This is a genomic window from Cupriavidus sp. CuC1, from assembly GCF_044627735.1.
Taxonomy (GTDB): domain Bacteria; phylum Pseudomonadota; class Gammaproteobacteria; order Burkholderiales; family Burkholderiaceae; genus Cupriavidus; species Cupriavidus ulmosensis.
Genome location: NZ_JBIUHC010000033.1, coordinates 35256 through 55510 on the forward strand (window position 1 = coordinate 35256; position 20255 = coordinate 55510).

A 20255-nucleotide genomic window follows, 5' to 3' on the forward strand; every position below is an offset into this window, starting at 1 on the left:
AGCAGCCAATAAAAAAGCGGTCGCTCCTGCACATCAGGATCGCCCGCTTTTTGTCACGCCAAAACCCAGTCAATCAGCAGCCCTTGCTCAACTCCGCATCGATCGCCTCGAGCAGGCGCGGATCGTTCGCGGCCACGTCCGGCGCGAAGCGCGCCACTACCTTGCCTTCCCGGTCGACCAGGAACTTCTCGAAGTTCCACAGCACATCGGTGGCGTTTTCCGGGTTCACGCCGTAGCCCTTCAACCGCTCACGGAAAGGGCCGTCGCCGATGGCGGCAGGCTGGGCTTCGGTCAATGCCGCGTACAGCGGATGCTGGTCCGCCCCAAGCACCGAGACCTTCGAGAACATCGGGAAGTGCACGTCGTACGTCAGCTTGCAGAACTCCTGGATCTGCGCCTCGTCGCCCGGCTCCTGCCCCTTGAAATTGTTGGCCGGGAATCCCAGCACCTCGAGGCCCTCGGCGCGCTTGGCCTGGTACAACGATTCGAGCCCTTCGTACTGGGGCGTCAGGCCGCACTTCGATGCCACGTTCACAACCAGCAGCACGCGCCCGCGGAAATCCGCGAGCCGGCTGTCGGCGCCGTCGATGCGTTTCAGGGGGATGTCGTACAAGGTGCTTGCCATCTTTCGTCCTTACGGGAGCGCTACGGATTGCATGGAGCCGACAGTATGCCGGCCTTGGGTGATTCTTGCCGGCGGGCGTCCAGGTCTCCCAGGCATGCTGCATTGCAGCGTGAATGTGTTCTGTCCGCCCCCTGCGCCACTGAGTGCAACCGCACACCCATTTCCCCGTGGTATTTCCTAAACTGCAAGACACTCGCCAACTCCGCCGGTCCCCCCGCCGGCCGTCCCGCCATGCCGCGCCTTGTCTTTGCCTCTGCAATCCAGCGCCATATCCCGAGCCCGGAGCGGGAAGTGCCCGCGGCTACCGTCTGCGCCGCGCTGGAGGTGGCGTTTCAGGCGCAACCGGAGTTGCGCGGTTATATCCTGGATGACCAGGGCCAACTGCGCCGGCACCTCGCGGTGTTTGTCGATGGCTCGGCTATTCTCGACCGCCGGCGCATGAGCGATCGCGTGGGTGCCAGCAGCCAGATCTTTGTGGTGCAGGCGTTGTCCGGTGGTTGACGACGGCAGGCCGTTGAAGGCACGGGGCTGAAGCGAGGAGTCCTGCATGAACAATCAGCTTCTCATTGGCACGCGCAAGGGCTTGTTGATGTTGCAGCGCGATAGCGCGGGCGCGTGGAACCAGGAATCCGTGCATTTCCTGGGCGAGCCCGTCAGCATGGTGCTGGCCGATCCGCGTGACGGTGCCTTGTATGCGGCACTTAATCTTGGCCATTTTGGCGTCAAGCTATGGCGGCGCAGGGCGCGCAACGTGGAGTGGGAGGCTTGCGCGGTACCGGTATATCCACCCCAGCCGCAGCCGGATCCGGCACAGGAACAGGCCGTGCCAGGCGTACCCATCCCTGCGCAGACAGGCGATCCCGTGGCCTCCGTGCCACCGGTGCCATGGTCCTTGCAGCAGATCTGGTCGATGGAAACCGGCGGGACGGATGAGCCTGGCGTGCTGTGGGCCGGCACCTTGCCGGGCGGCTTGTTCCGCTCCGGCGACGGCGGCGCCAGCTGGGCGCTGAACCGGCCGCTGTGGGACCGCCCCGAGCGCAGCGAGTGGTTTGGCGGCGGCTACGACGTGCCCGGCATCCACTCCATCTGCGTGGATCCGCACGATAGCCGCCACGTCACCGTGGCCGTGTCGTGCGGCGGTGTGTGGCAGACGCGGGACGGCGGCAGGAACTGGGCCTGCACGTCGAGCGGCATGGTGGCCGACTACATGCCGCCGGAGCGGCGCGAAGATGGCAGTATCCAGGATCCGCACCGGCTGGCGCAATGTGCCGGCCATCCGCATGCGATGTGGGTGCAGCACCACGGCGGGATCTTTCGTTCCGGCGATGCCGGCATGCACTGGCAGCGCCTGCATGCCAAGCCGTCGAGCTTTGGCTTTGCGGTGGCGGCGCATCCGCGCCGGCCCAATACCGCGTGGTTCGTGCCGGCGGTGAAGGATGAATGCCGGGTGCCGGTGGACGGCAAGCTGGTGGTCACCCGCACGCGCGACGGCGGGGTGAGTTTTGAGGCATTCTCCGAGGGGTTGCCCGCGGCGCCGTCCTATGACCTGATCTACCGGCACGGGCTGGCGGTGGACCATACCGGCGAGCGGCTCGCCATGGGCTCCACCACCGGCGGCTTGTGGATATCGGAGAATGGCGGGGAGCGCTGGAAGCTGTTCTCGGCGCATCTGCCACCGATTTACTGCGTGCGCTTTGCTTGAGATGCCGGTGCGCGCTCAGGGCCCATCGATTACCTGAACAGGACGCGAACGCATGGCTGAAGCAAGCGCTAAGAAGACAACCAATGCCACCAAGGCCACCAAGGCCCCCACTGCTACCAAGGCCCCCACTGCCACCAAGACCACCATCGCCCGCGTCGGCATAGGCGGATGGAATTTCGCCCCCTGGCGCGACAACTTCTATCCCGCCAGCCTGACGCAGAGCCGGGAGCTGGAATACGCCAGCCGCCAGCTCACCGCCATCGAGATCAACAGCACCTACCACGGCACCCAGAAGCGTACCTCGTTCGCCAAATGGCGCGACGCGACGCCGGATGGCTTCGTGTTCTCGCTCAAGGCGTCACGCTTTGCCACCAACCGCCGCGTGCTGGCCGAATCCGGCGAGTCCATCGAGCGCTTTGTCGACAGCGGCATCGCCGAGCTGGGCGACAAGCTCGGGCCCATCGTCTGGCAGTTCGCGCCCACCAAGCAGTTCGACCCGGAAGATTTCGAGGCCTTCCTGGCGCTGCTGCCGGCATCGGTCGAAGGCCGCACGCTGCGCCATGTGCTCGAGGTGCGCAACGAGAGCTTCATGACGCCGGACTATCTCAAGCTCGCGCGCAAGTACAAGGCCGCCACCGTCTTCACGGACTCGGACAAATTTCCGTCCTTCGCGGATCTCACCGCGGATTTTGTCTATGCGCGGCTGATGCGCAGCGCGCAGACGCTGAAGACCGGCTATGCACCGACGGCGCTCGATGCGTGGGGCGAGCGGGTGAAGACGTGGGCGGCGGGCGGCATGCCCGAGGACCTGCCGCAGGTGGATGACAAGGCCGCGGCCAAGCGTAAGCGCGAGGTGTTCGTATTCTTTATCAATGGCGCCAAGGAGCGCGCGCCGGCGGCGGCGCAGGCGCTGCTGGAACGACTGGGGTGGGCGCCGGGCTGAGGCGCGCGCCCGATCCGTGCGGGCCTTGTGCGCGGCCAAGCCACGCGCGGCCCGGCTCAGGCCACGCTGGCGCTGCGCATCTGCGTTGGGGTCATGGCAAAGCGCGCGCGGAACACGCGCGCGAAATGGGCCTGACTGGCGAAGCCGCGGCGATAGGCGATCTCCGCCACGCTGTAGCGCCGCAGCGCGGGGGCACGCAGGTCGGTGGCAGCGCGTTCCAGCCGACGCTCCAGGATGACCTGGGAAACGGTGAGTCCGTCGGCGGCAAAGAGGCGGTTGAGGTGGCGCAGCGATACGCCCGCGGCTTGCGCCACTTGCTCTGCGCACAGCGCGGCATCGTGCAGATGGTCGTCGATGAAGCTGCGCGCCACCAGCATGTGCGAGGCACGCAAGGCGCTTACGCGTGCACCGCCGATCTGGTCGAGCAGCATGGCGCGCAGCAATTCGCAGGCTTCCTCCGGCACGCTCGCCGCGTCGGCGGCGGCGGGGCGACGCATGACCCCGGCCAGCAGCTTGCGCAGGGCGACGCTTAGCACGCGGCCCGAGCCGGTGCCGGCGTGGATCTTGACCGGACGTGCCGGCGTGTCCCGCACGCAATGCGTGTGGAACCAGGCGCTCGGCATGTCGAGCAGCAACAGGCGCATATTGCCGGTGAAGCCGAACAGGTAGGCGTGGCGGGTGTCATAGACGAGCAGCTCGCCGGGCTCGACCTGCTCGCAGGCCTTGCCCTGGTAGAAGAAGGCGCTGCTCTCCAGCACCAGCGAGGCGAACACCGAATCCTTCGGGTGCATGCGCGCCAGATGCGGCGTGCGTTCGATCACGTGCTCGTTGCCGCGGATCTCGGCCAGCCGGACCACGCCGAGATCGACATTGCTTTGCGTCGCGCGCAGCCCGCCTTCGGCGAACGAGGAGCATTTCAGGCCGACCAGCACGGAGGCGTTGTAGGCCTCCCAGTAGTCCAGCCGCTGGCTGGGCGGGACGGCATCGGTCGAGATCTGCAAAAACGGGGGAGGGCGTTGAGTTGGCACGGGTGTCTCCTTCTTCCGGCCGGCCGGCCGGCTGGCGTCATTCTTCTGCGCCTTGGCCGTCCACGCAGTATAGAGAAGTCGCGCGCCGCGCCAGCTTGAGGAAATCCCGGATGCCGTGCATACGCTCGGCCAGGCATCTCAGCCGAGCATGAAGTCCGCGCAGCGTTCGGCGATCATGACAGTGGGGGCGTTGGTGTTGCCCGAGACCAGCTTCGGCATCACCGAGGCATCGCACACCCGCAGGCGCCGCAGGCCACGCACGCGCAGTTGCGGATCGACCACGGCGCGATGGTCGCTTCCCATGCGGCAGGTGCCGCTAGGGTGGTACACGGTCTTGGCGCGCTCGCGCACGTAGTTCTCCAGCTCGGCTTGCGGCAGCTCGGTATCCGCGCCCGGCAGCAGTTCGCCCTCGACCACCCTCGCCAGCGATGGCATGCGCAGGATGGTGCGCGCGAGCCGCACGCCGCGAACCAGGGTGGCAACATCGTCCTCGTGGCTCAGGTAGCCCGCATCGAAGCGGATCGGCGAGGCCGGGTCCGCGTCGCGCAGGCGGATGGCGCCGCGCGAGCGCGGTCGGAGGAAGCTCGGGTTGACCGAGATGCCATGCCCCGGCAGGGGCTCGCGGCCCACATCACCCACCAGCACTGGCAGTACGTGGAACTGCACGTCGGCCCGGCCGCTGCCGCTGGTATCGAAGAAGCCGCCGCTTTCGACCACGTTGGAGGTCAGCAGCCCCGTCCTGAACAGCGAATACGCAAGCTCATGCCTCAGCGCCTTCAGGCCGCGGTCGTTGCCGAGCATGCTGATGGGCTCGCGCGCGCGGCCGTAGACGGAGACTTCGAGGTGATCCTGGAAATGCTGGCCGACATCGGGCGCATCGTGGGTGATGTCAATGCCGAGCGAGCTGAGGTGGGCGGCCGGCCCGATGCCGGATAGCATCAGCAGCTTGGGGCTGGCCAGCGCGCCGGCGGCCAGGACGACTTCGAGGCGGGCGCTGGCCGTGGCCTGCGTGCCGTCCGGGCGGCGGTAGGCCACGCCCGCGGCCGCGCCGTTCTCGAACAGGATGCGGGTGACGTGGCATCCCGTGGCCACGGGATGCCCCGGATACCTGCGCGCCGCCGCCAGGTAGGTCGAGGCAGTGCTGCCGCGCTGGCCGTCGAGCGTGGTGGTCTGGTAGAAGCCCACGCCGTGTTGGCGGTTGCCGTTGAAGTCGTGGTTGTAGGGGATGCCCATTTCCTGGGCTGCCTTGACGAAGGCCAGGCTGAGCGGATGGCGGTAGCGTGTGTCGCTGACCGGCAGCATGCCATCGGTGCCGTGTTGGTCGCCGGCAAGGCGTTCGTTGCGTTCTGCCCGGCGAAACACCGGCAGCACGTCATCCCAGCCCCAGCCGTCGCAGCCGGCGTCGCGCCAGTCGTCATAGTCGGCCGCTGCGCCCCAGATGTAGATCATGGCGTTGACCGAGCTGCCGCCGCCGAGCGTGCGCCCCTGCGGCACATGCATGGTCCGCCCGGCCGCCGCGGCCTGCGGCTCGGTCTCGTAGAGCCAGGTGCGCTCGGTACCGATGACCCGGACGAACGTTGCCGGCATCCGCACGAAGCGGCTGTCGTCGGCGGGTCCGGCTTCGAGCAGGAGCACGCTGTATCCGGCCGCCGCCAGGCGGTATGTCACGACGCAGCCCGCCGAGCCGCCGCCGACCACCACATAGTCGAATGCCTCGTCCTCGCCACGGTGCCTTTGCATGGATTGTCTCCTCGTTCCTGGTCGCCTTCCGTTTTCGCTTTCGTTTTCGTTTCCGTTTCCGTTCGCTCACAGGCGGGCATCGGTGGCACCATGAGCGCGGTGATGAGCTGCCTTGGCGTGGCCTGGGTGGTGTGGGGATTCGCCGTACCCGCGATCTCGGACCGCGTCGGGCGGCGTCCAGCCATGGTGGGCTTCTCCCTGCTGGCAGCGCTTTGCCCGTTGGCGTTTATCTACGTCGATTCGCCAGTGGCGCTGGGCGCGGCGGTGCTGCTCAGCTACACCGGCCTGGGATGCTTCACGCTGTTCATGGCGACCATCCCGGCCGAGACCGTTTCGCGCGGTGCCATGGCCACCGCGCTAGGGTTGATCATGGGCGTGGGAGAACTGGTGGGCGGCTTCGTTTCGCCGACCGTGGCCGGCTTTGCGGCGGATCGCTTCGGGCTGCCGGTGGCGATGTGGATGTCGGCCATCGGCGCGCTCGCGGCCGGCGTGCTGTCGCTCGGGCTGGTGGAAACCGCGCCCGCGCGCACCAGGGCACCGGATATCGGTGTTGACATCCCCAGCCCGTTATAATCCGGCATGACCTCAAGCCCTACCCAATCCGCAGCGCCCGCCGCTGCCGGCGCCTCTTTCTCCAAACTGCCTCTTTCGCCTGCCACGCTGGCGACGCTGGAGCAGCTCGGCTACCAGACCATGACCCCGATCCAGGCGGCCAGCCTGCCGATCGCGCTGGCCGGCCAGGACCTGATCGCGCAGGCCAAGACCGGCAGCGGCAAGACCGCCGCCTTCGCGCTGGCGTTGCTCAACCGGCTGGATGCGCGCCGTTTCGACGTGCAGGCGCTGGTGCTGTGCCCCACGCGCGAGCTGGCCGAGCAGGTCACGCAGGAAATCCGCCGCCTGGCGCGCGCGGAAGAAAACATCAAGATCCTGACGCTGTGCGGCGGCTCGCCGATGCGTCCCCAGGCCGACAGCCTGGCGCATGGCGCACATATCGCCGTGGGCACGCCCGGCCGCATCATGGATCACCTGGAGCGCGGCACGCTGAACCTGGAGGCGCTCAACACGCTGGTGCTGGACGAAGCCGACCGCATGCTCGACATGGGCTTCTTCGACGACATCGTCTATGTGGCGAGCCACTGCCCCAAGGAACGCCAGACGCTGCTGTTCTCGGCCACCTATCCGGAAGGCATCGCCAAGCTCAGCCAGCAGTTCCTGCGCAAGCCGCGCGAGGTCAAGCTGGAAGAGCAGCACGATGACAGCAAGATCCGCCAGCGTTTCTTCGAGGTGGACGACAGCGACCGCCTGAACGCCGTGGGCCTGCTGCTGAATCATTTCCGCCCGGTCAGCTCGCTGGCCTTCTGCAACACCAAGGCGCGTTGCCGCGACCTGGTCGACCTGCTGCGCGCGCAAGGCTTCGAAGCCCTGGCGCTGCACGGCGAGCTGGACCAGCGCGAGCGCGACCAGGTGCTGGTGCAGTTCGCCAACCGCAGCTGCTCGGTGCTGGTTGCCACCGACGTGGCCGCCCGCGGGCTGGACATCGCCCAGCTCGAAGCGGTGATCAACGTCGACGTCACGCCGGACCCCGAGGTCTACGTCCACCGCATCGGCCGCACCGGCCGCGCGGACGAGGACGGCTGGGCGCTTAGCCTGGCGAGCATGAACGAGATGGGCCGCGTGGGCAATATCGAGCAGGCCATGGGCGCCGAGATGGAATGGCAGCCCCTGGCCGACCTGACGCCCGCCAGCAACGAGCGCCTGCTGCCCCCCATGGTCACGCTGCAGATCCTTGGCGGGCGCAAGGAAAAGATGCGCCCGGGCGATGTCCTCGGCGCGCTGACCGGCGACGCGGGCTACGCCAAGCACCAGATCGGCAAGATCAACGTGATGGACATGTCCACCTACGTGGCGGTCGAGCGCTCCATCGGCCGCGAGGCAATGCGCAAGCTGAACGACGGAACGGTGAAGGGCAAGCGCGTGAAAGTGCGCATGCTGACGGAATAACGGTGGCCGCGACGCTGTTGTACCCGCGCGGGCTGCGCCTGCCGGGCTTGCCTGGCCTGTGCCGATGAAAACGCCGAAGCGGCTGCAGCCGCTGGTAGAAGACGGCCTGGTCGATGAAGTGCTGCGCCAGCTGATGAGCGGCAAGGAAGCCACGGTCTACGTTGTGCGCTGCGGTGGCGAGATCCGTTGCGCCAAGGTCTACAAGGATGCCGCGCAACGCAGCTTCCGCCAGGCCTCGACCTACCAGGAAGGGCGCAAGGTCAAGAACAGCCGGCAGGCGCGCGCCATGGAAAAGGGCACGCGCTACGGGCGCAAGGTGGCGGAAGAGGCCTGGCACAACGCGGAGGTGGATGCGTTGTACCGCCTTGCCGCCGCGGGCGTGCGGGTGCCCACGCCGCATCTGTGCTTCGAGGGCGTGCTGCTGATGGAGCTGGTGGTGGATGCCGAGGGCAATGCCGCCCCGCGCCTGAACGACGTGGCGCTGAGCCCGGAGCAGGCGGTGGCATTCCACGACGCGCTGATCGAGCAGGTGATCCTGATGCTGTGTGCCGGCGTGGTGCACGGCGACCTGTCCGAATTCAACATCCTGGTGGATGCCGACGGTCCGGTCATCATCGACCTGCCGCAGGCGGTGGATGCCGCCGGCAACAGCGAAGCCAGCGGCATGCTGGAGCGCGATGTGGATAACCTCGCGTTCTACTTCGGCCAGTTTGAGCCGGCGCTTAACGGTACGCAGTACGGCAAGGAAATCTGGGCGCTGTACCAGGCCGGCTTGCTGCATCCCGGCGTGAAGCTGACCGGCCAGGTTGCCGTGGACGACACCCCGGTGGATGTGGAAGCCGTGCTGGCGGAGGTGGAAGACGTGCGCCTGGAGGAAGAGGCGCGCCAGCGCTACCTGCAAAGCGCGGAGTGACCGGATCGTCCGGTCATCCGGGCATCCGGGCATGGTCATCCGGTCGCCAGCTTCAACCGAGCCGTACGACATACCCCGCCTTCGGCTCGCTCCCACCTGCCACCAGGCTCGCAATCCTCTCCTGCGCCGCGCCGAAGCCCTGCTCTTCGATCAGCGTCAGCCAGCCGTTCGCCGGCTCCTTCACGTAATCGATAAATGCGCGCTGCGCGGCGTTGAAGCGCTGGTTCACGCCTTCGGGCCCCCAGTCGGCGTTGCGCTTGCGGATCTGCACCGGCGCGAAATAGAACTCGGGCTTAGGCCCGGGCAGGCCGGTGTCGCGCAAAAAGCTCGTGTTCTGCGCCGAGCCGGCAAAGCAGTCGTACACCAGCGCGCTGCCAAAGTGATGGTGCACGCGTGCGCGCAGCGCTTCGTCGCCGGAGAAGTCCACGTAGAGCGTGGGCACGTCGGTGGCGAGCGTTTCCAGCCCGTCGTAGCTGACCACTTCCTCGTAGCAGCCAAGGCCTTCGACAAAGGCGCGGTTGCGCTCCGAGGTGATGGCGGCCAGCGAGATGCCGGGGATGTCGCGCAGGCAGAAGGCGGTGCCATAGGCGGTCTTGCTGGAGGCGCTGGACACCACCAGCCGCGTGGCGCTGAAAAAGCGGTTGTCCTCGAGGAAGTCGGCCAGCATGTATGACGTGATGAACAGCGGCCGGTACAGCATCTGGTAGTTCTCCAGCGCGGGCGCGTAGGCGGCGTCATGGGTCACGCGGGAGTACTGGTTGTAGGCGGAGGTCATGGCCCGGCGGTGCTCGAGGGCATCGTAGAAGCCGCGCTCGGTCACGCGCTCGGGCTGCATGCGGATATGGCTGGCGATGGGAAAGTAGCCGTAGAAGCGCTCGCCTGCCGCCACGCCGGGCACCTTGGAGTCCACCACATCGGCAAAGCCCCACACCGGCATATGGCCCCATTCCTGTTGCCCGGTGGGAAAGAACTGCCAGTAGTTCATGGCGTCGCCAAAGGCGGCGTAGGTGATGTTGTTGGTGGTGAGCGCGAAGCGGTCGAGCTTGAGCAGGACTTCGCCCGGGGCGGCGTCGGTGCGTTCCTGGCGCGCTTCCAGCCGGCTTTCGTTTAGGGCATGCTTGCGTGTCAGCAGGCGGGTGACCGTGAGCGCTTGTTCGGCGCTATCGTTGTGAGCGCCGTGGTTGCTGTGCTTCGTCTGATCCATCGTCTGTCCCATCTTCTGTCCTTTTTTTCACCGTCGAGGTCGATGCCACCAATGTATCGCCGCAAGCCGGCCGCCGGGTTCGGAAACGCGGGTGCCGCGGCCGAGCCCGCGCGGGCGCCTGCCAGGCCGCTGAAACGCCCGTCGCAGCAGCGCGCGCGCTTTACCGTGGACGCCATTTACGAGGCTTTTGTTCGGATATGGCGGGCGCGCGGCTGGGACGGCGTGACCACGCGGGCTGTGGCGCTGGAGGCCGGCTGCTCCGTGGGCACCTTGTACGAATACTTCCCCAACAAGGAGGCGCTGCTCTCCGGCTATGTGCGCCACACCATCGAGCTGCTGCTGGCGCGCATCGAGGCCGAGGTGGCGCTCGCGCCCGGGCTGGACTGGCGCACGCGCGTCCAGCGCCTGGTACGGCTGACCTGCGGCGCCGACGATGCCACGCTGGAGGGTTTCGAACACGAGATGCTCATGCTGGAAGCGCGCATCGCTGAGACCAAGCATCATCGCCGTGTGTTCGATGAGTTGTACGCGGCCTGGCAGCGCGCGCTGGCGGCGTGCCCGGATCTGCCGGGCGCGCCGGACACCGCCGCGGTGCGAAGCCTGCTGGAGGCGGTCTGGGGCGCGCGCCGGTATCGCCTGCTGCTGCAGGCTGCCGAACCCTCGCGGGCGGCATGGGTGGCGCAGATGGAGCGGCTCTGCCTGCTGGCGCTGGGCGCGGCGCCGTTGTCTTTGGATCCTACGGATCCTGCGGATCGCTCCTGAACCCCACCTTCTTGTGCGTGCCGTCGCAGAACGGCTTGTTGCCCGACTGGCCGCAGCGGCAAAACCAGGCCTCGGTCATCCGGGTGATGGTCCTGCCGGTGCCGCTGATCACTTCAAGATTGCCTTTGACGCGCAGCGGTCCGTTGGGGATGGGATGGATATCGAGGGGCCCGTCGCGCTGCGCCAGGGGTTCCGATGCCACGGTGGCGGCCTCGCCGCTGGCGACGAAACCCGTGCTGGCGTGGCTGCTGTCGCACAGGGGCTTGTTGCGCGAAGCGCCGCAGCGGCACAGTGTCAGGCGAAAGCCTGCGGGCTGGCCATCGATGGTGATGGCGGCGCGCAGCGCCAGCGGGCCGTTCTCGAGCACGCGTACCACATTGACCAGGGGCGCCGCCTCGCCGGGGGAGCCGTCGATGTTCTGGTAGGAGATGGCGCCCGATGGACAGTTGTGCGCAATCTCCGCGATTTCCTCGGCGGTGGCGTTGTCGGGGTGGATCCACTCGCCCTGTACCCCGGGCTCGAACACGTCCGGGCGGTCCAGCACGCAGTGGCGCGAATGGATGCAACGGCTGTCGTCGAAGAGCACGATGACGCGCTTGCCGGCAACGGACTCGGTGGCCATGGCTGGCCCTCCTGCGCAGTGCGGCGCGCCGGGCGGCGCGCTCCCTTCCCTTTATAGCGCTTGCCGGCGCGTTTGCGCAGTGCTTTTCAGCGGCTTTGTCTTTTTACAAAGATTCGTGTGCGTCACCCTGTAAGGCATGCGCGCGTGGTGCTAATCTGAAAGCTATTGGCAGCGGCGCGGTGCGCAGGTGCCCTGCCAGGCGCTCCCGCCAGTGCGCGCGGGTCGTGTTGCAATCCGTTGGGATCGAACAAGGAGTGGGTGATGAAAACTGCACGGCAGGTTCTTGAGTCCAAACCGACCCAGGCTATCTACAGCATTCCCCCTGGTGCCACCGTTTATGCTGCGCTGCAACTGATGGCGGAGAAAGGCATTGGCGCGCTATTGGTGATCGAGCGCGGCGATATCGTTGGTATTTTGAGCGAGCGGGATTATGCGCGGAAGGTGATCCTGATGCAGCGGACTTCCCGGGAGACCTTTGTTCGCGACATCATGACGTCGGCGGTGATTTATGTGCGGGGGGATCAGAGTACCGATGAGTGCATGGCGTTGATGACGCAGCATCGGTTGAGGCACTTGCCGGTGATGGACGGGGACACCCTGGTGGGGATGTTGTCGATTGGGGACCTGGTCAAGGATATTATTTCCGAGCAGAAGTTCATTATTGAACAGTTGGAGCATTACATCAGCGGGACGCCTCATGCCAAGGTCTGATCTCCTTGCCCGGGGATTGCTGATTGATGGCAACTGATTCAAATTCCGGATCAAGGGCTTAGAGTCAAAAGCTTGAAGTCACCACCCCCTGCGGGGCGCGTTCATTTCATCGTTTTTGTCTTGCCAGAGAAGTAGGCAAAAAAAGCGCCCCAACCTCCTTGGCACACCTTCACGGTTCGCTTCGCTTCGCCTCGTGTGACGGGTGGCCCCTCGGGGCCCACTCCACCTGGCCCCGCTGTATTGGGTACGCTCGCGTTCCTGCCTGCAACAAAAAAACACAAGATTCCGTTTTTTCGCTTCGTGTCGGCTTGCTGGCAGATGGCTGCTCGTACTGGGCAGAAGTACGCACGTTCGGGCAAAAGGCGCGTCTGCGCCGCATCACAAACCAACTTGGCGCCGCACTCCATATTTGGTATCCGCATATAATTATGCGTTCACTGAATTAGGCCCGCCCGGGCCGTGCCGGCGGCTTCTGCCATCTCGTGGCAGTTCTCGAATTGCGCAGTACTGGGTACGCGTCCAATCGGTTGATTTTAATTTTGTGGCCATGTTCCCCGATGTAGCCTGACAAACGAGGTGGTTTGTTGGTGGTTGGGCGCAACGTTGGTTGCTCATGACTACGCGCCCTGCTGCCTCCGATGTCTTCCTCCGCTTCTGCTTCTGCTTCTGCTTCGTCCGCTGTTGCCACCCCTGCCCTGAGCCACCAGGCCATCATGCGAGTGATCGGCGGGATCATCCTTTGCATCTTGCTGGCCGCGCTGGACCAGACCGTGGTGATTCCGGCGGTGCCGGCGATTGCCAATGACCTGAACGGCTTTGGCCATTTGTCGTGGATCGTGACGGCTTACCTGATCACTTCCACCGTTTCCACGCCCTTGTACGGCAAGTTGTCGGATACCTATGGGCGGCGCCGGCTGTTGATGCTGGCGATCGGGCTGTTCATCCTGGCTTCGGTGGCGTGCGCGATGGCGGCTACGCTGGAGCAGCTGATCCTGTTCCGTGCGCTGCAAGGCATTGGCGGTGGCGGCTTGATGGCGCTGGCGCAGGCCGCGATCGCGGATGTGGTGGCGCCTCGCCAGCGTGGCCGTTACCAGGGTTACCTGGCGACCGTGTGGGCGGTGGCTTCCATTGCCGGCCCGCTGGTGGGCGGCTGGACCTCGGATCACCTGTCGTGGCGCTGGCTGTTCTGGATCAATGTGCCGCTGGGGCTGCTGGCCATGTTCATGTGCCATCGCGGGCTGAGCCAGTTGCAGGTGCGTGGCGGCTCGGCGCGGGTGGACTGGGGCGGCGCGTTGCTGCTGACCGTCTCCATCGTGGCGTTCCTGTTGGCGATGAGCTGGGGGGGCGATGTCTATGATTGGATCTCGCCGGAAATCGCTGGCCTGGCGCTGCTGGCCTTGGTGGCGGTGGCCGCGCTGGTCTGGCAGGAGCGCCGCGCGGGCGACCCGATGCTGCCGCCGCGGCTGTTCCGCAACCGCGCCTATGTGCTGGGCGTGGCGGCGTCCGCGATGGCGGCGCTGAATATCTTCTTGTGCATCTTCGCGCTGCCGCTGCATTTCCAGCTGGTGCGCGGCGCAGATGCGTCGGAATCCGGCTTGCTGGTGGTGCCGTTCCTGCTTTCCACGGTGGCGGGCAACTTTATCGTGGCCGGGCTGGCGCCGCGCCTGGGGCGGATGCGCGGCATCCTGACCGGCGGCTTCATTGCGGCGGCGCTGGGCCTGGCGGCGCTGGTGGCGGTTGCGCCGTCCACGCCGCTGGCGCTGGTGCTGCTGGCAATGATGGTGGCCGGCGTGGGGCTGGGCATGACCATGGTCGGCACCTTGATGACCGTGCAGAACGTGCTGGAGCCCCGCGATACCGGCGCCGGCACCGGCGCGCTGCTGGTGCTGCGCTCGCTCGGCAGCGCCTTTGGCGGCGCGCTGGCCGGCACCTTGCTGACGCTGGAGTTCCGCAATGCCCTGCATGCTTCCGGCGTGAAGCAGGCGCTGGACCTGGGCGCGCTGCGCCACGGCAGCGAGGCGCTGGCCCATCTCTCTCCCGCGGTGCGGGACGTGCTGACGGGCGGCGTGGAGTCGGGCTTCCGGCTGATCTTTGCCGTGGGCGCCGTCGCGGCCTTGCTGGCGCTGGCGATCGTGCGCCGCATGCCCGACGTGGAGCTGCGCAGCAGCGTGACCGAGCACGCGGCGACGCTGGCGATGGAGTAAGCGCCTCCCCGCATCCATCTAGCCAACGGCGTAAACTACGGACAGACCATTTCCGGAGTTTCCTTCATGCGCAGCCTTCCCGAACAGCGCTCACGCGCCTTGCAACGCATCGCCTTGTCGGGTGCGTTGGTCCTGGCCGCTGCCGCCGCTGTCGTCGCCACCCCGCGTCTTGCGCAAGCCGCCGATGCCCCCGCAGCGACAGTAGCCGCGGCCGCCAAGCCGGCCGGCGCCTGCCCGGCTTCGCTCAACTTCAAGTTCCCCCGCCTGCAGGACGAAGCGCCGCAAAACCTCTGCCAGTACGCCGGCAAGGTCGTGGTGGTGGTCAATACCGCCAGCTATTGCGGCTTTACCCCGCAGTACGAAGGGCTGGAGGCGCTGTACGCCAAGTACCGCGAACGCGGGCTGGTGGTGCTGGGCTTCCCCTCGAACGACTTCTCGCAGGAGCCCGGGTCTTCCAAGGAGATCGCGGACTTTTGCTACAACACCTACGGCGTGAAATTCCCCATGCTGGGCAAGTCGCATGTGCGCGGCAGCGATGCCAATCCCATGTATGCGCTGCTGGCCAAGCAGTCCGGCACCACGCCCAAGTGGAATTTCTACAAGTACGTGATCGACCGCAACGGCCAGGTGGTGGGCAGCTATAACAGCATGACCAAGCCCGACGACAAGCAGTTCGTCAGCAAGATCGAGCAACTGCTGGACGGCGCACGCTAAGCCGCTAAGCGACAATCCCCGCCGTACGGCTTCGCATCATGAAGCCGTGCGCCACCAGGTTGAGCGCGGCAAAGGCGATCCCGGCCAGGCACACCGCCTGCCAGCCGCCAACCGCCCAGGCGGCGCCACCCGCCAGCGCGCCCAAAGCGCCGCCCACAAAGAAGATCCCCACGAACAAGCCGTTGAGCCGGCCGCGCGCGGCCGCGTCCAGCAGGTTGATCTCGCGCCGGCCAAAGGTCTGGTCGGCGGTGACGCCAGCGTCCAGCACGATGGCGGCCACCACCAGCAGGCCAAGCGCCAGCGCCCGGTGCGCCTCGACCGCGAAGCCGAACCAGCCACCGGCCGCCGCCCCCGCCAGCAGCAACGCGGCCAGTACGGCCAGCTGCGACACCACCGTGCCGGCCCGGCCATGGCCATGATCGCCCAGGCGGCCGGCCACCGGCGCCGCCACCGCGCCTGCCGCGCCGGCCAGCGCGAACAGCGCCAAGCCATGGCTGCCTAGCGCAAACGGCGGCTGCGCCAGCCGCAGGGCCACTGCGGTCCAGAACGCGCTGAAGGCCGCCATCAACAGCGCCGCGGTCAGTGCGTGCTGGCGCAGCACTGGCTGGCTGCGCAGCAACTGCCACATCGAGGCAATCAGGCTGGCGTAGCGATGGCCGCTGGCCGGCCTGCGGCTTGGCAGCCAGCGCAGCAGCACGGCTGCCAGCAAGGCATCGAGCCCCGCCAGCATGGCGTAGCAGGCACGCCATCCGCCCGCGCCGGCCAGCAGGCTGGCCAGCGGGCGTGACAGCAGGATGCCCAGCATCAGTCCGCTCATCACATTGCCCACCGCACGCCCGCGCCGCGCAGGCGGCGCCATCAGCGCGGCCTGCGGCACCAGCATCTGGATGGCGCAGGAGCCCGCGCCGGCGGCAAATACCGCCAGGAAGAACACCGCGCCCGACCACGCCATCGCCGCCAGCGCGAGCATGGCCGCGCACATCAGCAGCGTGCCGGCCACCAGTCGGCGGTTCTCCAGCAGGTCGGCCAGCGGCACCAGCAACAGCAAGCCAGTGGCATAGCCAAGCTGCGGCAGCGTCGCCACCAGCCCGCGCCAGGCGGGCGGCAGGCCAAGCGCGGCGCTGACGGGCCCGGTCAGGGGCTGGGCGGCGAACAGGTTGATCACCATCACACCGACGGCGGCGGCGAAGAACAGCGTCAGCGCGCCGGTCAGCTCGGGCGTGCCGGGCGCGATGCCCGGCGGCGCCGTGTTCAGGGTGGAAGCGGGGCAAGACATGTGGGCTCCTGTTGCGCCGGGCCGGCGGGGCATCACGTTGCCGCGCCGGCGGGCAAGGTTGAGTCGCCAATGCTAGGATTGCGCTGTCTATGCGGCAATTGAAAGATTGGGATAATCTTTATGCGAGTTTGTTTGCATCATTCGCGGCTGCCCGCTCAGCCTGCCTGATAAAGAACCAAAGAACTAAAAGAACCCGCCATGAACACCCGCGACATCGAAGCCTTTATCGCCGTAGTGGAAGCCGGCTCGATGGTGCGCGCCGCCACCCGCCTGCACCTGACCCAGCCCGGCCTGACCCGCCACGTGCAAAGCCTGGAAGCGCTCATCGGCGTGGCCTTGCTGGACCGCCAGGCCAAGCCGCTGCGCCCGACCGCCGCCGGGCAGGAGGTCTACGAGCTTGGCAAGCGCGTGCTGCACGCCACCGACGACCTGATGTCGCGCGCGGCGCGCGGCGCGCAGGTGGTGGGCGAGTTGCGCCTAGACGTGCCGCCGTTCCTGTCCGAGATGGCGCTGGACCGCCCCATCGACCTGCTGCGCGAGCAGTTCCCCACGCTGACCGTGCGCGTGCGGGCAGGCTGGACGCCGGGTTTGCTCGATCAAGCGGAAAGCGGCAAGGTCGATGTAGCTGCCGTGCTGCTGCCCGATGGCGTGGCGCCGCCGGCCGCGCTCACCGCGCGCGAGCTGGGCCGCTACACCACGCTGATAGTGGCCGGGCGCGGGCTGGCGTTCCCGCCCAAGGGCGTGAGCCTGCGCGACCTGGCGGCGTACCCTTGGGTGCTCAACCAGGACGGCTGCGGCATGCGCTCGGCGCTGCGCCACGCGCTCGATGCCGCGCACCTGCCGTTCAACGTGGCCGTGGAGGCCTTCGGCGCTGAGTTGCAGTTGTCGCTGGTGGCGCGGGGCATCGGCATCGGCGCGGTCACGCCGGAAGTGCTGGCGGGCAGCGCGCACCGCGATGCGGTGCAGGTGGTGCCGGTGCGGGATTTTCGTGCGGGGCTCACCGCCTGGCTGCTGCACGCGCCGCTGCCGCGCAGGCTGGGTGCGCCGCTCGAGTTGCTGTTCAACGCGCTGCGCGAAGAAATCGCCTCGACGGCGATCCCGTCAGGCCTCGCGGCACCTGTCGCATCTGGGCACGACTGAGCACGATTCGATCGCGGCTTGACCGGCGTCAAGCCGCCGGGGCGCCGCCATCACTACTTTCGCCGATCAATCGCGCGCCAGCCCTTCGGCCACCAGCGCTTCGTGCACCTTGGGCCGCGCGGCCACGCGCGACAGGTAGGCCTGCAGCGCGGGGTAAGGGTTGAGAGGCATGTTCAGGAAATTGGCCCAGTTGGCCACAGCGAAGCAGTAGGCGTCGGCCACGGTGAACTGCTTGCCGCACAGGTAATCGCGGGAGGCCAGGTGCCGGTCCAGTTCGGCGAAGCGCAGGGCCACCTTGGCCTTGCAATCCTCGCGCGTGCTTTCCGCGGTTTCCTTGTGCCAAAGCCACGGGCTGAAGACCTTGTGCAGCTCGGTTGAGACCAGCGTCAGCCAGCCCACCGCTTCCAGGCGTTCCCGGGTGCCGGCCACCGGCAGCAGCGCCTTGCCCGGGGCGAGGTCCGCCACGTATTGCAGCAGCGACGCGGCTTCGGTATGGCGCGCGCCATCGTCCAGTTGCAGCAGCGGCACATAGCCGCGCGGGCTCAGCTTGTAGAAGTCATCGTTGCCGTGTTCCGGCTCGGCCAGCTTGTGCTGTGCCAGGTCGACCTTGGCGAGCGTGAATGGCAGGCCGGCTTCGCGCAATGCGATATGGACGGCCAGGGAGCAAGCGCCAGGGGAGTAGTAGAGCTTCATCGGGTTGTTCTCGCTGTTTTGGGTTCGGAGTTTCGGGGTTTGCCGCCACGGCTTGTGGTGGCCGTGCAGGCAGTCTAGGATTGCGACAGTGCAATCGCAATGCGCGCTGGCGCAAGTCATGACTGCAAATCTGCAATGAATATCCCCTACCAACTCTCTTCCCCCGATCTCGACGTGGTGCTGGCACTGGTGCGCGGCGCCACGCTGGCCGAAGCCGGGCGCCGGCTCGGGCTCGATGCCTCCACCGTGTTCCGCGCGCTGCAGCGCATCGAGAAAGGGCTGGGGCGGCGCTTGTTCGAGCGCAGCCGCGCGGGCTACCTGCCGACCGAACTCGCACAGCAGTTCGCGCAGCATGCCGAACGCATCGAGGCCGAGCTGGAGGCGGCGCGCGCGCATGCTTCGGTATCCGCGGGCACGGTGTCGGGGCTGGTGCGCATCACCACGACCGATACCGTGCTGCATGGCATGGTGCTGCCGGCGCTGGCGCCGCTCGGGCGCCAGCATCCCGGGCTGAGCTTCGAGCTGATCGCCACCAATGAGCTGGTCAGCCTGACCCGGCGCGACGCCGACATCGCCGTGCGCGCCACGCGGCATCCGCCCGACCACCTGATCGGCAAGTGCCTCGGCCCCCTGCGCGTGGCGGTGTTCGCGGCGCGGGAGCTGGTGGCGGCGGCGGGCATCGCGCTGCCCAAGCCCGGCGGCTGCGTCGACCTTGCCGCGCTAGCGGCCCTGCCCTGGATCGCGCCGGACGAGGCCATGCCCGATCACCCGTCAGTGCGCTGGCGCCGCAAGCACCTGCCGCGCGTGGCGCCGCAGTACCGCGTCAACAGCATCGCCGGCGTGCTGGAAGGCGTCGAGGCAGGGCTCGGCGCCGGCATTGTCTCGCTGATGATCGGGCGGCGCAGCGGCAAGCTGGTGGCGCTCACCGGCACGCTGGACGAGTGCGACACCGACCTGTGGCTGCTGACGCATCCCGAGTCCCGGCATTTGCGGCGCATCGCCACCGTGGTCAGTCATCTGGCGGAGCATGTCAGGCTGGATGAGTAGGGCGGTGAGAACGTATGCTCACGGCGCTGCCAGCGCGGCGGGAATGGCGCTGGCCAAAAAATCGTAGACCGCGCGGATGCGCGCGCTGCCGCGGATTTCCCTGTGCACGGTGAGCCAGACCGGCAGCGGCGGAATGGACAGCGCCGGCAGCACGGTGCGCACGCGCGCATCGCCGGCGGCGATATAGCGCGCCGCAAAGCCCACGCCCAGGCCGGCGCGGATCGACTGCCACAGCACGATATCGTCATCGCTGCGCACCGTAAACGCCTCGCGGGCGACCTCCACGCCCATGGCGCGAAAGCCGCGCAGGATCGTGTCGTCGTGGTCATAGCCGATCAGGTCAAAGCGCAACAGGTCTTGCGCCGTGCGCGGCACGCCCTTGCGCCGCAGGTAGTCCTCGTGGGCGCAGGCGCATAGCGCCACGGACGCCACCTTGCGCGCGATCAGCGAGGCCTGCGTCGGCCGCACCATGCGGATGGCGATATCGGCCTCGCGCCGCAGCAGGTTGCTGACGGCGTTGGACGACACCACTTCGATGGCGATTTGCGGCTCGTGCAGGCGCAGGTCCGCCAGCAGCGGCGGCAGCAGGTAGCTCGCCACCGCGCGGCTGGCGGAGATGCGCACCGTCCCCGCAATGCCCGCCTGGTCGCGCGCCAGCGTGCGCGCTACCGCATCGGCCCCTTGCTGCATGGCACGCGCGTGCCCGGCGATGGCGCGCGCGGCATCGGTGGGCTGCAGGCCGTGGCCGGTGCGCTCGAACAGCGGCACGCCGAGCTGCGCCTCCAGTTGCGCCACGTGGCGCCCAAGCGTGGGCTGGCTGCTGGAAAGCTGGCGCGCCGCGCCCAGCAGGCTGCCGGCCTCCATCACGGCCAGGAAGGAGCGCATCAGCGCCCAGTCGAATTCTTCGGCCATTCTCTCTATCGCTCCTTG

The 20255-nt window shown here is 67.4% G+C and carries 19 protein-coding genes and 1 pseudogene; 12 read left to right on the forward strand and 8 right to left on the reverse strand.

Features of this window, described 5'->3' with window-relative positions; translation table 11 throughout:
- Positions 1–73 precede the first annotated feature (73 nt).
- Positions 74–625: a glutathione peroxidase gene (locus tag ACGLHR_RS16400; protein ID WP_400095206.1), complete on the reverse strand. Its 552-nt coding sequence runs from the start codon at positions 623–625 to the stop codon at positions 74–76.
- A gap of 231 nt (positions 626–856) precedes the next feature.
- Between ACGLHR_RS16400 and ACGLHR_RS16405 the strand changes: the two genes are divergently transcribed.
- From ACGLHR_RS16405 to ACGLHR_RS16415, 3 genes are read left to right on the forward strand one after another with little or no spacing between them, the layout of a single operon-like run.
- Positions 857–1126: a MoaD/ThiS family protein gene (locus ACGLHR_RS16405; protein WP_400095208.1), complete on the forward strand. Its 270-nt coding sequence runs from the start codon at positions 857–859 to the stop codon at positions 1124–1126.
- Between the two features lie 46 nt (positions 1127–1172).
- Positions 1173–2327, forward strand: coding sequence for a WD40/YVTN/BNR-like repeat-containing protein (locus ACGLHR_RS16410; protein WP_400095210.1), 1155 nt, complete (start codon positions 1173–1175; stop codon positions 2325–2327).
- Positions 2328–2379: 52 nt separating this feature from the next.
- Positions 2380–3270 (forward strand): DUF72 domain-containing protein, encoded by an 891-nt coding sequence (locus tag ACGLHR_RS16415; RefSeq protein WP_400095212.1) that lies wholly within the window; start codon positions 2380–2382, stop codon positions 3268–3270.
- Between the two features lie 56 nt (positions 3271–3326).
- On the opposite strand, the gene ACGLHR_RS16420 is transcribed toward ACGLHR_RS16415, so the two are convergent.
- A complete protein-coding gene (locus ACGLHR_RS16420; protein WP_400095213.1) occupies positions 3327–4298 on the reverse strand; it encodes a helix-turn-helix domain-containing protein in 972 nt (323 codons plus the stop codon).
- A gap of 138 nt (positions 4299–4436) precedes the next feature.
- Positions 4437–6038 (reverse strand): GMC family oxidoreductase, encoded by a 1602-nt coding sequence (locus ACGLHR_RS16425; protein ID WP_400095214.1) that lies wholly within the window; start codon positions 6036–6038, stop codon positions 4437–4439.
- Between the two features lie 90 nt (positions 6039–6128).
- Between ACGLHR_RS16425 and ACGLHR_RS16430 the strand changes: the two are divergent.
- The 3 genes and pseudogenes from ACGLHR_RS16430 to ACGLHR_RS16440 form a co-directional block, all read left to right on the forward strand.
- A pseudogene (locus ACGLHR_RS16430) lies at positions 6129–6611 on the forward strand (MFS transporter); the annotation flags it as partial.
- Positions 6612–6617: 6 nt separating this feature from the next.
- Positions 6618–8039: an ATP-dependent RNA helicase DbpA gene (gene dbpA / locus ACGLHR_RS16435; RefSeq protein ID WP_400095216.1), complete on the forward strand. Its 1422-nt coding sequence runs from the start codon at positions 6618–6620 to the stop codon at positions 8037–8039.
- 64 nt (positions 8040–8103) lie between these two features.
- Complete coding sequence (locus tag ACGLHR_RS16440) at positions 8104–8952, forward strand: PA4780 family RIO1-like protein kinase (protein WP_400095218.1); 849 nt, start codon at positions 8104–8106, stop codon at positions 8950–8952.
- Between the two features lie 52 nt (positions 8953–9004).
- Here ACGLHR_RS16440 and ACGLHR_RS16445 read toward each other — a convergent pair whose 3' ends face one another.
- Positions 9005–10156, reverse strand: a complete 1152-nt coding sequence (locus ACGLHR_RS16445) for a DUF2855 family protein (RefSeq protein ID WP_400095219.1) — start codon at positions 10154–10156, stop codon at positions 9005–9007.
- Between the two features lie 51 nt (positions 10157–10207).
- Between ACGLHR_RS16445 and ACGLHR_RS16450 the strand changes: the two genes are divergently transcribed.
- Entirely contained in the window at positions 10208–10918 is a 711-nt protein-coding gene (locus tag ACGLHR_RS16450) for a TetR/AcrR family transcriptional regulator (RefSeq protein ID WP_400095221.1), read from the forward strand.
- Here the strand turns inward: ACGLHR_RS16450 and ACGLHR_RS16455 are convergent.
- On the reverse strand, positions 10893–11540 hold the full coding sequence (locus ACGLHR_RS16455) for a CDGSH iron-sulfur domain-containing protein (protein WP_318231258.1): 648 nt from the start codon (positions 11538–11540) through the stop codon (positions 10893–10895). The two genes, ACGLHR_RS16450 and ACGLHR_RS16455, sit on opposite strands and share 26 nt — an antisense overlap.
- Positions 11541–11801: 261 nt before the next feature.
- Here ACGLHR_RS16455 and ACGLHR_RS16460 point away from each other — a divergent pair, with 261 nt between their 5' ends.
- The 3 genes from ACGLHR_RS16460 to ACGLHR_RS16470 all read left to right on the forward strand — a co-directional run bounded on the left by ACGLHR_RS16460 (position 11802) and on the right by ACGLHR_RS16470 (position 15169).
- Entirely contained in the window at positions 11802–12251 is a 450-nt protein-coding gene (locus ACGLHR_RS16460; protein WP_318231257.1) for a CBS domain-containing protein, read from the forward strand.
- 713 nt (positions 12252–12964) lie between these two features.
- Positions 12965–14455 (forward strand): MDR family MFS transporter, encoded by a 1491-nt coding sequence (locus tag ACGLHR_RS16465; protein ID WP_400095222.1) that lies wholly within the window; start codon positions 12965–12967, stop codon positions 14453–14455.
- Positions 14456–14521: 66 nt separating this feature from the next.
- Positions 14522–15169, forward strand: a complete 648-nt coding sequence (locus ACGLHR_RS16470) for a glutathione peroxidase (RefSeq protein ID WP_400095223.1) — start codon at positions 14522–14524, stop codon at positions 15167–15169.
- A gap of 4 nt (positions 15170–15173) precedes the next feature.
- Here the strand turns inward: ACGLHR_RS16470 and ACGLHR_RS16475 are convergent, their stop codons facing one another.
- Complete coding sequence (locus tag ACGLHR_RS16475; protein WP_400095225.1) at positions 15174–16445, reverse strand: MFS transporter; 1272 nt, start codon at positions 16443–16445, stop codon at positions 15174–15176.
- A gap of 198 nt (positions 16446–16643) precedes the next feature.
- Here ACGLHR_RS16475 and ACGLHR_RS16480 point away from each other — a divergent pair, with 198 nt between their 5' ends.
- Positions 16644–17585 (forward strand): LysR family transcriptional regulator, encoded by a 942-nt coding sequence (locus tag ACGLHR_RS16480; RefSeq protein WP_400095226.1) that lies wholly within the window; start codon positions 16644–16646, stop codon positions 17583–17585.
- A gap of 66 nt (positions 17586–17651) precedes the next feature.
- Here the strand turns inward: ACGLHR_RS16480 and gstA are convergent, their stop codons facing one another.
- Positions 17652–18278, reverse strand: a complete 627-nt coding sequence (gene gstA / locus ACGLHR_RS16485; protein WP_400095227.1) for a glutathione transferase GstA — start codon at positions 18276–18278, stop codon at positions 17652–17654.
- Positions 18279–18413: 135 nt separating this feature from the next.
- Here gstA and ACGLHR_RS16490 point away from each other — a divergent pair, with 135 nt between their 5' ends.
- Entirely contained in the window at positions 18414–19325 is a 912-nt protein-coding gene (locus ACGLHR_RS16490) for a LysR family transcriptional regulator (protein ID WP_400095228.1), read from the forward strand.
- Between the two features lie 18 nt (positions 19326–19343).
- Here ACGLHR_RS16490 and ACGLHR_RS16495 read toward each other — a convergent pair whose 3' ends face one another.
- Positions 19344–20237, reverse strand: a complete 894-nt coding sequence (locus tag ACGLHR_RS16495; protein WP_400095230.1) for a LysR family transcriptional regulator — start codon at positions 20235–20237, stop codon at positions 19344–19346.
- Between the last annotated feature and the right edge of the window lie 18 nt (positions 20238–20255).

Coding starts and splice junctions, on each gene's coding strand:
- ACGLHR_RS16400 (WP_400095206.1), bottom strand. CDS start 625: ATGGCAAGCACCTTGTACGACATCCCCCTGAAACGCATCGACGGCGCC.
- ACGLHR_RS16405 (WP_400095208.1), top strand. CDS start 857: ATGCCGCGCCTTGTCTTTGCCTCTGCAATCCAGCGCCATATCCCGAGC.
- ACGLHR_RS16410 (WP_400095210.1), top strand. CDS start 1,173: ATGAACAATCAGCTTCTCATTGGCACGCGCAAGGGCTTGTTGATGTTG.
- ACGLHR_RS16415 (WP_400095212.1), top strand. CDS start 2,380: ATGGCTGAAGCAAGCGCTAAGAAGACAACCAATGCCACCAAGGCCACC.
- ACGLHR_RS16425 (WP_400095214.1), bottom strand. CDS start 6,038: ATGCAAAGGCACCGTGGCGAGGACGAGGCATTCGACTATGTGGTGGTC.
- dbpA (WP_400095216.1), top strand. CDS start 6,618: ATGACCTCAAGCCCTACCCAATCCGCAGCGCCCGCCGCTGCCGGCGCC.
- ACGLHR_RS16440 (WP_400095218.1), top strand. CDS start 8,104: ATGAAAACGCCGAAGCGGCTGCAGCCGCTGGTAGAAGACGGCCTGGTC.
- ACGLHR_RS16445 (WP_400095219.1), bottom strand. CDS start 10,156: ATGGATCAGACGAAGCACAGCAACCACGGCGCTCACAACGATAGCGCC.
- ACGLHR_RS16450 (WP_400095221.1), top strand. CDS start 10,208: ATGTATCGCCGCAAGCCGGCCGCCGGGTTCGGAAACGCGGGTGCCGCG.
- ACGLHR_RS16455 (WP_318231258.1), bottom strand. CDS start 11,540: ATGGCCACCGAGTCCGTTGCCGGCAAGCGCGTCATCGTGCTCTTCGAC.
- ACGLHR_RS16460 (WP_318231257.1), top strand. CDS start 11,802: ATGAAAACTGCACGGCAGGTTCTTGAGTCCAAACCGACCCAGGCTATC.
- ACGLHR_RS16465 (WP_400095222.1), top strand. CDS start 12,965: ATGCGAGTGATCGGCGGGATCATCCTTTGCATCTTGCTGGCCGCGCTG.
- ACGLHR_RS16470 (WP_400095223.1), top strand. CDS start 14,522: ATGCGCAGCCTTCCCGAACAGCGCTCACGCGCCTTGCAACGCATCGCC.
- ACGLHR_RS16475 (WP_400095225.1), bottom strand. CDS start 16,445: ATGTCTTGCCCCGCTTCCACCCTGAACACGGCGCCGCCGGGCATCGCG.
- ACGLHR_RS16480 (WP_400095226.1), top strand. CDS start 16,644: ATGAACACCCGCGACATCGAAGCCTTTATCGCCGTAGTGGAAGCCGGC.
- gstA (WP_400095227.1), bottom strand. CDS start 18,278: ATGAAGCTCTACTACTCCCCTGGCGCTTGCTCCCTGGCCGTCCATATC.
- ACGLHR_RS16490 (WP_400095228.1), top strand. CDS start 18,414: ATGAATATCCCCTACCAACTCTCTTCCCCCGATCTCGACGTGGTGCTG.
- ACGLHR_RS16495 (WP_400095230.1), bottom strand. CDS start 20,237: ATGGCCGAAGAATTCGACTGGGCGCTGATGCGCTCCTTCCTGGCCGTG.